This is a genomic window from Brevibacterium sp., from assembly GCF_052105255.1.
Taxonomy (GTDB): domain Bacteria; phylum Actinomycetota; class Actinomycetes; order Actinomycetales; family Brevibacteriaceae; genus Brevibacterium; species Brevibacterium linens_B.
On record NZ_JBQDYQ010000070.1, the window covers coordinates 1 to 12,863 of the forward strand.

Consider the following 12,863-nt stretch of genomic DNA (forward strand, 5'->3'; position numbering starts at 1 on the left):
TCTCAAACAAGTTGACACATACCGTGCACATGCGTTTCTCGACACTCAGCCCGTTTATCGATGGAGCCAGTGCCCACACTACATAACATTTAGTATCACTTGCTTGCATTTGTGCATCTTTGGAGTCATCCTTGATAGATGCTCCAAGTGCTGACGACGAAGCAGCTCCGTGGACTCGGCATGTCCCGCAGACAGCTGGCCGAAGCGAAGCGATGCTGCCTGCGCCTCGTCAGGAAGGGTCACTACGTGATCCGCAAGTCGTGTGATGCTGACCATCACGGACCCATCCGCGGTCTATCGACATCTCGCGACACTTCGTTCCCAAAAACCTTCGGAGATATGCGGGACGAAGCCGAGGAGCTCCGGGTCAAGATCGCATGCCGCCTCGATGAGCTTCTGCCTGGTGATGTGTTCTCCCATGTTTCGGCTGCGCTCATCCACCGTCTTGACCCAGCCGTTCTCGAATCGTCGAAAGTCGAGATCTCCAGGGACTCCCCTACCCGCAATTACGATGGTGTGTTCATCTACTCGCGCAGACTTCCACCGGAACAGGTCTCATCCGCGTTCGCCTATCCGGTCACTGTTCTGACCAGGACTCTGGCTGACTTTGCTCTGGACCGTTCGCTCGAGGTTTCCGTCCCGCTCATCTCTCAAGCACTCCGTTCGGGAGAGGTGGGCCGGGCAGACATCACCGATCTGCTGGTGAAAGGGCAACGCGGACGCCGAAGAGCCCTCTTGGCCGTTGATCTCTCGAGCGCCGAATATGAATCTCCAGCCGAGGCGGTCTGTGCGGTCAAGTTCCATCGCTTCGGAATCACCGGAATGGTCCCGCAGGTCGACACCTTCGCAGAGTCGGGAAAGTTCATCGGACGCAATGACTTTCGGCACAAGTTCGCTGCTGTCGCAGTGGAAGTCCACGGTCTCGGCAAGTTCTATCTCAACCCTCACGGCCCCGATGAGGCGGCCAAATTGAGTCATCAGCGCAATATGGATCTTCTCAATGCCGGTTTCAAAGTCTTCAACCTGAGCTTCGGCGACCTCTTCAGGCCTCGCATCTTCGCCGAGATCAGACGAGCGATCGAGACGACTGATCAGCCCGTTTCTCGGCGAAGCAGCCTTCCCCCGGCCCGGCTACTGCAGCGAAGAGGTCAGGCGCATGACGGACTCCATGTACCGACGGGGCCACGGCCGCTTCTCCCATTCCTCCAGGGTGAGTTCGCGGCTGACGTCCTGGTAGTCGGCGACGACGTCGACGATGTCGTCGACCAGGTCGCCGCCGGTGGTCAGCAGGCTGATCTCGTAGTTGAGACCGAACGAGCGCATGTCCATGTTCGATGAGCCCATCACGGCGTAGAGGTCGTCGACGATGAAGCACTTCGTGTGCAGCACGGCGGGTTTCGGGTACAGGAAGATCCGCACCCCCGCTTCGAGCAGCGACCGGTAGTAGGACGACTGTGCCCGGTCGACCATGTATTGGTCCGCCTGCTCGCTGACGTAGAGCTCGACGTCGACCCCTCGCCTGGCCGCGGTCTCCACGGCAGCCTGCAGCGATTCGTCGGGGACGAAGTAGGGGCTGACGATGGCCAGACGCTTCTGCGCCAGGTACATCATCGAGGTGAAGACCTTGAGGTTCGGAGCGGTCGTGAACCCGGGTCCCGAGGGAACCAGCTGCATCGCACTCGTCGCCCCGCCGACTTCGGGCTCGTTGGTGTCGCGCTCGTACGGGCGGATGCCCAGCGCCTGTCCCGATTCGGAATACCAGTCGGTGGAGAACACAGCTTCGATTCCGGCGACGATGGGGCCGGAGAGCTCGACCATGATGTCGTGCCAGGTCCGCCCGATCTGGGAGTTCTTCCTGTTGAGGTAGCTCGAATCGATCATGTTCTGCGAACCCATCATCGCCCGCTTGCCGTCGATGACGAGCAGCTTGCGGTGGTTGCGCAGATCGATGCGCCGGGCCTTGCCGCGCCATGGAATGAACGGCAGCATCAGGTGCCATTCGATGCCGGCGGCGTTCAGTCGCTTGCCGAGCCGGTGGAATCCCGGATACTTCCGAGACCCGATATGGTCGAAGAGGACACGGACTTCGACCCCGCGTGCCGACGCTCGCTCGAGCGCCCGGAAGAAGACGTCCGTCGTCGAGTCCCACGCCATGATGTAGATCTCGACGTGGACGTATTCGTGTGCCCCGTCGACGAGTTCGGCCATCCGTTCGATCGAGTCCTCGTAGTCCGAGATCACCCCGTGGCTGTCGCCGGTGACCATCGGCAGTGCGGTCAGTGCCCGTCCCAGATGGGCGACGGAGACGAATTCGGGCTTTGCGACCAGAGATGGCGGCACGTCCGGCAGGTCGTCGGCACCTTTGTGCATGAGTTCGTTCGCTTCGGCCTGGATCCGCGCCCGGCGCTGATCGATATACGGGCTGCCGAGCAGCAGGAATGCGGGAATGCCGACGACCGGCACGAACAGGATGAGCAGCAGCCACGCCGATGACGATGACGGGCGACGGTTCTCCGGCACCACACCGACCGCGATGATCTTCACGATGTATTCAACGACGATCCACGTCGTCGTCGCCACCGATGCCACCATGCTGAGATCCATGTGCTCCCACTTCCCCTTCGGTCGCCGTCTCACCTCACGGTGATGTCGGATAAGAATATCGCCCGCCGAGGCGGCCCCGCACGTCCGTAGACAGGTGAGGCGCCGCCTCGGCGGGCGATGATGGTGCTCAAGCTCGGTCGGGTGACCGACGGGAGGTCGGCACCCACACCTGAGACAGGCGATGAACTGAGCTCAGAGTCCGAGTTCGCGGGCGATGAGCATGAGCTGGACCTCGGTGGTGCCTTCGCCGACTTCGAGGATCTTCGAGTCGCGGTAGTGGCGGGCGACGAGGTATTCGTTCATGAAGCCGTAGCCGCCGTGGATCTGGGTGGCGTCGCGCGCATTGTCCATGGCTGCTTCGCCGGCGATCATCTTCGCAACGGCGGCTTCCTTCTTGAACGGGAGTCCCGCGAGCATCCGCGAAGCCGCGAGGTAGTACGCCGACCGGGCTGCGACGACGCGAGCTTCCATGCGGGCGATCTTGAAGGAGATGCCCTGGAAGTCGGCAATCGGCTTGCCGAAGGCTTGGCGCTCCTTCGCGTACTTCACGGATTCGTCGACACAGCCCTGGGCGGCGCCGACGGACAGGGCGCCGACGGCGATGCGGCCCTCGTCGAGGATGCGCAGGAAGTTCGCGTAGCCGCGTCCGCGTTCGCCGAGCAGGTTCTCTTCGGGCACCTGCACGTTGTCGAAGGTGAGCGGGTGCGTGTCCGAGGAGTTCCAGCCGACCTTGTCATAGGCCGGTTCGGCGGTGAAGCCAGGGGTGCCGGTCGGGATCATGATCGTCGAGATCTCCGGCACTTCGCGGCCCGAACCAGAGGTTCGGGTTCCGGTCACGGCGGTGGCGGTGACCAGGCGGGTGATGTCGGTGCCGGAGTTCGTGATGAAGCACTTGCTGCCGTTGATCGTCCAAGTCCCGCTCTCCAGCGTGGCCTTGGTCCGGGTGCCGCCGGCGTCGGAGCCGGCCTCGGGTTCGGTCAGGCCGAACGCGGCCAGGCCCGAGGCGTCGGTGAGCTTCGGCAGCCATTCCTTCTTCTGCTCTTCGGTGCCGAAGCGGTAGATCGGCATCGCTCCGAGCGAGACCCCGGCCTCGAGCGTAATGGCCAGGGACTGGTTGACCCGGCCGAGTTCTTCGATGGCCAGGCACAGGGCGAAGTAGTCGCCGCCCATGCCGCCGTACTCTTCGTCGAAGGGCAGGCCGAAGAGCCCCATCTCGCCCATCTTCGCAACGAGGTCGTAGGGGAACTCGTGCTTGGCGTCGAGTTCGGCTGAGACGGGTGCGACCTCTTCGTCGGCGAACTTCGCGACACCTTGGCGCAGGTCTTCGTATTCTTCGGGCAGCATGCCCGGAACAAAGGTTTCCATTGTTTCCTCCCCGCTTGTGGCGTGGTTGTGGTGTGAGTGGCTGGTGACTAGTCGACGGCCTCGGCGGCGGCTTCGTCGACGACTGTGGCGAGCACCTCGTCGAGGGCGACTTGGGCGCCTTCGACAGCGGTGACGGTGACGATTCCGGCTGCGGGCGCGGTGAGCACGTGTTCCATCTTCATCGCTTCGACGACGACGATCGGGTCTCCCTGTTCCACTGAGTCCCCGGTCTCGACCTTGATATCGACGACGGAGCCGGGCATCGGTGCGAGCACCTCGGCGCCTTCGAGTCCCGGTGTCAGCGACGAATCGGCCAATGGCCGGGTGAAGACGTGAATTCCGGTGTCGGTGCTCACCCAGATGCTGCGGTCACTGGCATCGGAGAAGATCCGCGCCGTGTGCTGAATCCCGTCGAGCGTGACATGCCACAGTCCGTCGTCATCGACGTCGGCGGCTCCCGCGCGAGCCTCGACCGCGCTCGGCTGTCCTCCGGTGGCCAGGGTGACCGTGGGGCGGAAGCCCGGACGTGAGGTGCGCCAGGAGCTGGGTCCTGCCCACGCCGAGGCGGTCGACCGATTCGCCGACAGGTCGGCGGCTGTGACCGGTCCGGTCAGGGTCGTGCCTGTCGCTCCCCCCGTGACCGTGACGGCTGCCGCCGCCAGCTGCGCGTGGAGTTCGCTGGGAGCGTGCGCCAGCTGATCCTCGCCAAGGTTGTCGATGAGTGAGGTGTCGAGCTCGCCGGCGACCACCTCGGGCAGGCCGATGAGAGTGCGCAGGAAGTCGATGTTCGTCACGATCCCCGGAACCGCCGAGGCGGCGAGCGCGGAATCGAGGCGGGCGATGGCTTGGGCGCGGTCATCGGCGCGGACGATGAGCTTGGCGATCATCGGGTCGTAGTCCGAGGCGATGGTCTGCCCGGCCTCGAGCCCGGCGTCGACGCGGATGCCCTCCCCGTCCGGAAAGACGACATCGAGGGCGCGACCGCCGGTGGGCAGGAATCCGCGCGAGGGGTCCTCGGCGTAGATTCTCGCTTCGATCGAGTGCCCGGTCAGCGTGATGGCGTCCTGGGTCAGCGGCAGCTCTTCGCCCGCGCCGACGCGCAGCTGGAGTTCGACGAGGTCGACCCCGGTGACCTCCTCGGTGACGGGGTGTTCGACCTGCAGTCGAGTGTTCATCTCCATGAAGAAGAACTCGTCGGGGCGGTCGGCACCGACGATGAATTCGACGGTGCCGGCGCCGACGTAGCCGACGGACTTCGCAGTCTCGCAGGCGGCCTGGCCGATTCGGGCGCGGGTCTCTTCGTCCAGCAGCGCCGAGGGTGCTTCCTCGATGACCTTCTGGTGACGGCGCTGCAGGGAGCATTCGCGTTCGCCGAGGTGGATGACGTTGCCGTGAGAGTCGGCCATAATCTGGACTTCGATATGGCGCGGGGTGGCGACGAGGCGTTCGAGGAACAGGGTGTCGTCGCCGAAGGAGCTCGCGGCTTCGCGGCGGGCAGTGACCAGCGCCTCGGCGAGCTTGCCCGCTTCGAAGACCGCGTGCATGCCTTTTCCTCCGCCCCCGGCTGAGGGCTTGATGAGCACTGGGAAGCCGATGTCTGACGAGGCGGCGATAAGGGCCTCGTCGCTCATCGCGGCGTCCTTCGTGCCGGGCACGAGCGGCACCCCGCGGGAGGACACCGCCTGCTTCGCGGTGATCTTGTCACCCATCGTTCGGATCGCGTCGGCTCCGGGGCCGAGGAAGACGATTCCCGCATCGGCGCAGGCGGCGGAGAACTCGGCGTTCTCCGACAGGAAGCCGTAGCCGGGGTGGATGGCTTCGGCTCCCGTGGCCTGCGCGGCGGCGATGACCTTGTCGATGCGCAGATAGGACTCGGACGCGGCCGCCGGGCCCAGGTGGACCGCGGTGTCGGCGGCCTTGACGTGGGCCGCGTGGGCGTCGGCGTCGGAGTAGACGGCGACGGTGCGGATGCCGAGGCGGCGGCAGGTGCGGATGACGCGCAGGGCGATCTCGCCGCGGTTGGCGATGAGCACGGTTGTGAACATTTTCGTCATGGTGGGGCTCACATTCTGAAGACGCCGTAGCCGCTGGCATTCAGCGGGCGTTCCATCGGTCCGAAGCGGGCGAGTTCGAGGGCCAGTGCCAGTACCTGGCGGGTGTCACCGGGTTCGATGATTCCGTCATCCCACAGACGTGCCGTGGAGTAGTACGGGTTGCCCTGGGCTTCGTACTGGTCGCGGATGGGCTGTTTGAAGGTGTCTTCGGCCTCTGCGCTCCACTCTTCGCCGCGAGCCTCGAGCTGGTCGCGTCTGACGGTGGAGAGCACGCTGGCGGCCTGTTCGCCGCCCATCACGGAGATGCGGGCATTGGGCCACATCCACAGGAAGCGCGGAGAGTAGGCTCGGCCGCACATCGAATAGTTGCCGGCGCCAAAGGAGCCGCCGATGACGACGGTGAACTTCGGGACGCGGGCGGTGGCGACGGCGTTGACCATCTTCGCGCCGTGTTTGGCGATGCCGCCGGCTTCGTAGTCGCGGCCGACCATGAACCCGGAGATGTTCTGCAGGAACACCAAGGGCACGCTGCGCTGGTCGCAGAGTTCGATGAAGTGGGCGCCCTTCTGCGCGGATTCGCCGAAGAGGATGCCGTTGTTGGCGACGATCCCGACCGGGTGTCCGTCGAGGTGAGCGAATCCGGTGACGAGGGTCGTGCCGTATTCGGCTTTGAACTCGTGGAACTCGGATCCGTCGACGAGGCGGGCGATGACCTCGCGGACGTCATACGGTGTGCGTGAATCCACGGGCACGACGGAGGTCAGCTCCTCCGGCGAGTGTGCCGGCAGGCGGGATTCGATGACGTCCCAGTTCGGGGTGCTCTTCGGCCCGAGAGTGGAGACGATGTCCCGCATGATCTCCAGCGCATGGGGATCATTGGCGGCGAGGTGGTCGGTGACGCCGGAGACCCGAGAGTGCAGTGCGCCGCCGCCGAGTTCTTCGGCGGTGACCTCTTCACCTGTGGCGGCCTTGACCAGGGGTGGGCCGCCGAGGAAGATCGTGCCCTGTTCGGAGACGATGATCGATTCGTCGGCCATGGCCGGGACGTAGGCGCCGCCGGCGGTGCAGGAGCCCATGACGGCGGCCAGCTGCGGGATGCCGGCAGCGGAGAGCGTGGCCTGGTTGAAGAAGATGCGGCCGAAGTGCTCCCGGTCGGGGAAGACGTCGTCCTGGTTCGGCAGGTTCGCCCCACCGGAGTCGACGAGGTAGATGCACGGAAGGTTGTTCTCTTTGGCGACTTCCTGGGCCCGGAGGTGCTTCTTCACGGTCACCGGGTAGTAGGTGCCGCCCTTGACGGTGGCGTCATTGGCCACGATCACGCATTCGCGTCCGGCGACTCGGCCGATGCCGGTGATGATTCCGGCTCCTGGGCTGGCGTCGTCGTACATGCCGTTGGCGGCCAGCGGGGAGAGTTCGAGAAAGGGGGTGCCGGGGTCGAGGAGATACTCGACGCGCTCACGCGGCAGCAGCTTGCCACGATCGATATGACGTTGCCTGGACTTCTCGGAACCGCCGCGGGCCGTGGCCGCAATGCGCTCCCGGAGTTCAGCGATGAGTTCGGCGTGGGCCTCGGAGTTGACCTGCCCCGTCGCCGGACTGACCGCAGTTCCCACTGCTCTCATTCCATCCTCATTTCAGTTAATGATTCTTAACTGACTGCTATGATACTGCTCACAGGCAGAACTGACAACGCACGAGCCAGAACACACCGACGTCGTCCGCGACGCTGGGCATCAGGCTCAGGGAAGGAGGCCGGATGTCGATCTCGGACGCGGCCAAGCCGACGGCGCGGGCAGCGGCGAAGGCAGCCAGGCGCGAGCAGCTGCTCGAGGTCGCGAAGACGCTCTATGCCCGGCACGGCTTCCACGGGGTGCGCCTCGATGACCTGGGCAAAGGTGCGGGGATCTCGGCACCGGCGGTCTACCGGCACTTCTCGTCGAAGGAGGCCGTGCTCGAAGAGCTGCTCGTCGGAATTTCGGCGTATCTGCAGTCCGGGGGTGAGGAGATCGTCTCCGCGGCCTGGGATACCGCCTCGGGGATCTCCCCCACCGAGGCGGCCCGGACTCTGCAACGTCTCATCGACTTCCATGTCGACTTCGCCATGGGCGAGCCCGAGCTCATCCGCATCCAGGACCGCGACCTTGAAGCGCTGCCGGACGAATCGCGACGGACCGTGCGGCGTCTCCAGCGTGCCTATGTCAGTCGGTGGGCGGAGGTCGTCGAGGCCGCCCATCCGACGTGGACTCTGGAATCGTCCACTGTGCGCGTGCATGCGGCGTTCGGGATGATGAATTCGACCCCGCACCGGGCTCGTCGCTCCAGCGCCGAGGTGGTCGGGGTCGAATTGCGCGCCGCTGCTGCCGCGGCGCTGGGACTCAAGGAACGATGATGAGCTTGCCGCGGACGTGTCCGGTGGCGCTGTCCTTGAAGGCCTGGGGAACGTCGTCGAGGCCGTAGGTGCCGGTGACGGCGACGGTGAGTTTCCCTTCGTCGACGAGGAGACCGAGGCGTGCGGTCTCGGAGCCGTCGGGGCGCACCCAGATGTGCCGTCCGCCGTGCTCGGCGACGCTGGGATCGGTCACGGAGGCATGGCTGCCGTCCTCGGCGAGCACGGCCAGCGTGTCATCGAGGACTCCCCCGACGAAGTCTGCGACCCCGTCGACCTTGCCGCCGGCGGCCTCGAGAACGCGCTCGACCAGACCGTCGCCGTAGGTCACGGGTTCAGCGCCGAGCCCACGCAGGTACTCGTGGTTGGCTTCAGAGGCGGTGCCGATGACGCGTGCTCCGGCCGCCCGGGCGATCTGCACGGCGAAGCTGCCCACTCCCCCGGATGCTCCGTGGATGAGCACGGTCTTGCCCTCCAGGTCGCCGAGGGCATCGAGGGTCCGCAGAGCGGTGCCGCCGGCCAACGGCAGACCGCCGGCCTGTTCCCAGCTCAGGCTCTTCGGCTTCGGAGCCACCGCATGGACCGGGACCGCGACCTTCTCGGCGAAGGTTCCGCCGCCGAGCACGTCCTTGCGCGCATAGGCGACGACTTCATCGCCGATGGAGAATTCCGGGGTGTCGAAGCCGAGTCCGATGACGACACCGGCGACGTCCCAGCCCGGGGTGACGGGGAACTGCGTGGGCATGAACGGGTCGAGGTGCCCGCCGACGAGTGTCCAGTCGACCGGGTTGACTCCGGCGGCCCTGACTTCGATGAGCACCGAGGCGGGCGGCAGCTTCGGATCGGGCAGCTCGCGGACGGTGATGTCGTCGAAGTTCTCGGTGTAGGCGTCGTAGACGGCGGCGCGCATAGCAATGGCCTTCCGGTAGATGTCAGTGACACTGAAGTCTCAGTGCCACTGAACAACACCGGAAGGCCAACAGGCTATTCCGGGGGCCGGCCCCGCCTCGGCGATCATGGGGTCAGGCAGGGCCTAGCTGACCTGCGACTTATTCGTAGGTCTCCCCGGTCTTGGCACGCTCGACCAGCGAGGCCGGCGGGGTGAAGTGCTCGCCGTACTTCGCAGCCAGATCATTCGCCCGATCGACGAAGCCGGCCAGTCCGCCTTCGTACTGGTTGACGTACTGGAGCACGCCGCCGGTCCAGGCGGGGAACCCGATGCCGAAGATCGAACCGATGTTCGCGTCCGGCACCGAGGTGAGCACACCCTCGTCGAGGCATTTGATCGTCTCGATCGCCTCGGCGAAGAGCATCCGCTCCTGCAGGTCGGCGAAGGGCTGATCATTCGACCCGGACTCGTACTTCTCGCGCACACCGGCCCACAGCGAGGTGCGCTTGCCATTCTCGTCGTAGTCGTAGAAGCCGGCGCCGTCCTTGCGTCCGGTCCGTCCCTGCTCGACCATCCAGTCGAAGACGGCTTCGGAGGGGTGGGAGACCCAGGTGCCGCCCGCGGCCTCGACCGCGTCGCGAGTCTCCTGGTTGATCTTCTGCGACAGAGTCAGCGTCAGTTCGTCGAGCAGCTGCAGGGCACCGGTGGGATACCCGGCCTGCAGGGCCGCCTGTTCCACGCTGGCCGGCTCCACTCCCTCACCGACGGCGGCGACCGCCTCGGCGATGAAGGTGCCGATGACGCGGGAGGTGAAGAATCCGCGCGAGTCGTTGACGACGATCGGAGTCTTCCGGATCTGCTGCACGAGGTCGAAGGTGCGGGCGAGGACCTCGTCGGAGGTGTTCTCACCGCAGATGATCTCGACCAGCGGCATCTTGTCGGCCGGCGAGAAGAAGTGGACGCCGATGAAGTCCTTGTCGCGGGTGACGCCCTTAGCCAGGTCGGTGATCGGCAGGGTCGAGGTGTTCGAACCGAGGACTGCATCAGGTTCGACAATGTCCTGGATCTCGCCGAAGACCTTCTGCTTGAGATCGACGGATTCGAAGACCGCCTCGATGACGAAGTCGACACCGGCGAAATCCTCGGCCGAGGCACTCGGGGTGATCCGGTCGAGGACGGCCTGCGATTTCGCCTCGGTGGTCCTGCCCTTGGCCAGGGCCGATTCTTCACGCTTGGCGGCGTAGGCCTTGCCCTTCTCCGCATTGGCGAGCTCGACGTCCTTGAGGACGACCTCGATACCGGACTTCGCAGCGCTGTAGGCGATCGCCGCACCCATCATTCCGGCACCGATCACGCCGAGCTTCTTCACCTGACGAGGTGTGACACCGTCAGGTCGCGAGCCGCCGGAGTTGATGTGGCCGAGGTCGAAGAAGAACGCCTTGATCATGTTCTTCGCCACCGGTGTGTGGGTGACGTTGACGAAGTAGCGGGACTCGACCGTCAGCGCGGTGTCGATGTCGACCAGTGCGCCTTCGACCGCAGCGGCGACCACGGCTCGCGGAGCCGGCATCGGCGCACCCTTGCCCTGCTTGCGCAGCAGGGACGGCAGAGCGGGAAGCATCGCGCCGATCTTCGGCGAGGACGGCGAGCCACCCGGGATCTTGAAGCCCTTGACATCCCACGGCTGCACAGCCTCGGGGTTGGCCTTGATCCAGGCCTTGGCCTTGGATTCGAGTTCGGCCGCAGGAGCGAGTTCGTCGATGAGGCCGAGCGCCTGGGCGTCGGCGGCCTTGAACTTCGTCGACGGCAGGATGGTCTTCTGCAGCGCGGTCTGGATGCCGAGCATGCGCACCGACCGGGCGACTCCGCCCCCTCCTGGCAGCAGGCCGAGTGAGACCTCGGGGAAGCCGAAGCGGGCGCTCGGGTTGTCGTCGGCCGCGATCCGATGGTGGGCGGCCAGAGCGAGTTCGAGTCCGCCGCCCAGGGCCGCGCCGCCGAGGGCGGCGACAACGGGTTTGCCGAAGGTCTCGAGTCGGCGCAGCACCTTCTTGAGGTGTTCGACAGCCTCGAATTCCTCTGCGGCATTGGCCGGGTCGGCTTCACGCAGCTTGTTGAGGTTGCCACCGGCGAAGAAGGTCTTCTTCGGCGAGGTGAGGACGACACCGCTGATGTCGTCGACATTGGCTTCGAGCCATTCCACGGTCGCCTCGAGGGCGGCCGCGAAGTAGTCGTTCATGGTGTTGACCTTGGCGCCGGGCTCGTCGATGACGACGGTGACGATGCCATCGGCATCGGTGTTGCGCTGGTAGTCGGCAGCTGTGGTTTCAGTGTTCGTCATGTCAGACCCTTTCGATGATCGTCGCGATGCCCATTCCTGCGCCGATGCACAGGGTGACGAGTCCACGCTTGAGGTCGCGGCGCTCGAGTTCGTCGAGGACAGTGCCCAGAATCATGGCGCCGGTGGCTCCCAGCGGGTGGCCCATGGCGATGGCTCCGCCGTTGACGTTGACTTTGTCGTGGGGGATGTTGAGATCCTTCATCCACTTGAGCACGACGGCGGCGAAGGCCTCGTTGAGTTCGAACAGATCGATGTCGTCGACGGTCATGCCGGCTTTGTCGAGGGCCTTCTTCGTCGCCGGGGTCGGACCGGTGAGCATGATCGTGGGCTCCGAGCCGGTGACCGCGGTGGAGACGATGCGGGCACGGGGCTTCATTCCCATCTTCTGGCCGACCTCCTCATCGCCGAGGATGGCAAGCGCTGCGCCGTCGACGATTCCCGAGGAGTTCGCGGCGGTGTGAACGTGGTCGATGGCTTCGATCCAGTGGTACTTCTGCAGAGCCACCTCGTCGAACCCGGTCTGAGCGGCGAGCTTGGCGAAGGCCGGTGGCAGCTGCGACAGCGATTCGACGGTCGAGCCGGGGCGCATGTGCTCGTCACGGTCGAGCACGGTGATGCCGTTGATGTCCTTGACCGGGATGATCGAGTTCTCGAAGAGGCTGTTCTCCCAGGCCGCAGCGGCGCGCTTCTGCGATTCGGCGGCGAAGGCGTCCACATCTGCACGGCTGAAGCCCTCTGTGGTGGCGATGAGGTCGGCACCGATTCCCTGAGGCACGAAGTACGTGTCATAGTTCGTCGTCGGGTCCTGCGCCCACGCTCCGCCGTCGGATCCCAGCGGCACACGGGACATCGATTCGACGCCTCCGGCGAGGACGAGGTTCTCGAATCCGGAGCCGACCTTCTGGGCGGCGATGTTGACGGCTTCGAGCCCGGAGGCGCAGAAGCGGTTGACCTGAACGCCGGCGACGGACTCGTCGAGGCCGGCGGCGATCGCGGCGACACGGGCGATGTCGCTGCCCTGTTCGCCGACTGGAGAGACGACGCCGAGGACGATGTCGTCGATCTGGGAGTCGTCGAGGTCCGGATTGCGCTCGCGTACGGCGTCGATGAGGCCGGTGACGAGATCGATGGGCTTGACGCTGTGCAGCGCCCCGCCGCGGTTCTTACCGCGTGGGGTGCGCACTGCGTCATAGATGAACGCTTCGCTCATATGTTCCTCACAGTCTG

Annotated in this window: 9 protein-coding genes; 1 reads left to right on the top strand and 8 read right to left on the bottom strand. The window is 65.3% G+C overall.

Going from position 1 to position 12,863, the window contains the following annotated elements; genetic code table 11:
- Nucleotides 1-555: 555 nt before the first annotated feature.
- From ACTIIH_RS14365 to ACTIIH_RS14385, 5 genes are all read right to left on the bottom strand, one after another.
- Nucleotides 556-978 carry a hypothetical protein gene (locus ACTIIH_RS14365; RefSeq protein ID WP_441452604.1) on the bottom strand — a complete coding sequence of 141 codons (423 nt, stop codon included), beginning with the start codon at nt 976-978 and terminating at the stop codon, nt 556-558.
- 153 nt (nt 979-1,131) lie between these two features.
- Nucleotides 1,132-2,604, bottom strand: a complete 1,473-nt coding sequence (cls, locus tag ACTIIH_RS14370; RefSeq protein ID WP_441452605.1) for a cardiolipin synthase — start codon at nt 2,602-2,604, stop codon at nt 1,132-1,134.
- A gap of 192 nt (nt 2,605-2,796) precedes the next feature.
- The gene (locus tag ACTIIH_RS14375; protein ID WP_441452606.1) at nt 2,797-3,969 is read right to left on the bottom strand and encodes an acyl-CoA dehydrogenase family protein; all 1,173 of its coding nucleotides are present in this window, start codon (nt 3,967-3,969) and stop codon (nt 2,797-2,799) included.
- A gap of 47 nt (nt 3,970-4,016) precedes the next feature.
- Nucleotides 4,017-6,014: an acetyl-CoA carboxylase biotin carboxylase subunit gene (locus ACTIIH_RS14380; RefSeq protein WP_441452611.1), complete on the bottom strand. Its 1,998-nt coding sequence runs from the start codon at nt 6,012-6,014 to the stop codon at nt 4,017-4,019.
- Nucleotides 6,015-6,031: 17 nt separating this feature from the next.
- The gene (locus tag ACTIIH_RS14385) at nt 6,032-7,645 is read right to left on the bottom strand and encodes a carboxyl transferase domain-containing protein (RefSeq protein WP_441452607.1); all 1,614 of its coding nucleotides are present in this window, start codon (nt 7,643-7,645) and stop codon (nt 6,032-6,034) included.
- Nucleotides 7,646-7,779: 134 nt separating this feature from the next.
- Between ACTIIH_RS14385 and ACTIIH_RS14390 the strand changes: the two genes are divergently transcribed.
- Complete coding sequence (locus tag ACTIIH_RS14390; RefSeq protein ID WP_441452608.1) at nt 7,780-8,412, top strand: TetR/AcrR family transcriptional regulator; 633 nt, start codon at nt 7,780-7,782, stop codon at nt 8,410-8,412.
- Here ACTIIH_RS14390 and ACTIIH_RS14395 read toward each other — a convergent pair.
- From ACTIIH_RS14395 to ACTIIH_RS14405, 3 genes are all read right to left on the bottom strand, one after another.
- Complete coding sequence (locus ACTIIH_RS14395) at nt 8,399-9,319, bottom strand: NADP-dependent oxidoreductase (protein ID WP_441452609.1); 921 nt, start codon at nt 9,317-9,319, stop codon at nt 8,399-8,401. The genes ACTIIH_RS14390 and ACTIIH_RS14395 overlap by 14 nt on opposite strands.
- Before the next feature lie 139 nt (nt 9,320-9,458).
- Nucleotides 9,459-11,636, bottom strand: coding sequence for a 3-hydroxyacyl-CoA dehydrogenase NAD-binding domain-containing protein (locus ACTIIH_RS14400; RefSeq protein WP_441452610.1), 2,178 nt, complete (start codon nt 11,634-11,636; stop codon nt 9,459-9,461).
- A 1-nt stretch (nt 11,637) separates the two neighbouring features.
- The gene (locus tag ACTIIH_RS14405) at nt 11,638-12,846 is read right to left on the bottom strand and encodes an acetyl-CoA C-acetyltransferase (RefSeq protein ID WP_441452612.1); all 1,209 of its coding nucleotides are present in this window, start codon (nt 12,844-12,846) and stop codon (nt 11,638-11,640) included.
- Nucleotides 12,847-12,863: the final 17 nt, after the last annotated feature.

Excerpts from the sequence above, each read along its gene's own strand:
- ACTIIH_RS14365 (WP_441452604.1), bottom strand. The coding sequence starts at position 978 with ATGACTCAATTTGGCCGCCTCATCGGGGCCGTGAGGGTTGAGATAGAA.
- cls (WP_441452605.1), bottom strand. The coding sequence starts at position 2,604 with ATGGATCTCAGCATGGTGGCATCGGTGGCGACGACGACGTGGATCGTC.
- ACTIIH_RS14375 (WP_441452606.1), bottom strand. The coding sequence starts at position 3,969 with ATGGAAACCTTTGTTCCGGGCATGCTGCCCGAAGAATACGAAGACCTG.
- ACTIIH_RS14380 (WP_441452611.1), bottom strand. The coding sequence starts at position 6,014 with ATGTTCACAACCGTGCTCATCGCCAACCGCGGCGAGATCGCCCTGCGC.
- ACTIIH_RS14385 (WP_441452607.1), bottom strand. The coding sequence starts at position 7,645 with ATGAGAGCAGTGGGAACTGCGGTCAGTCCGGCGACGGGGCAGGTCAAC.
- ACTIIH_RS14390 (WP_441452608.1), top strand. The coding sequence starts at position 7,780 with ATGTCGATCTCGGACGCGGCCAAGCCGACGGCGCGGGCAGCGGCGAAG.
- ACTIIH_RS14395 (WP_441452609.1), bottom strand. The coding sequence starts at position 9,319 with ATGCGCGCCGCCGTCTACGACGCCTACACCGAGAACTTCGACGACATC.
- ACTIIH_RS14400 (WP_441452610.1), bottom strand. The coding sequence starts at position 11,636 with ATGACGAACACTGAAACCACAGCTGCCGACTACCAGCGCAACACCGAT.
- ACTIIH_RS14405 (WP_441452612.1), bottom strand. The coding sequence starts at position 12,846 with ATGAGCGAAGCGTTCATCTATGACGCAGTGCGCACCCCACGCGGTAAG.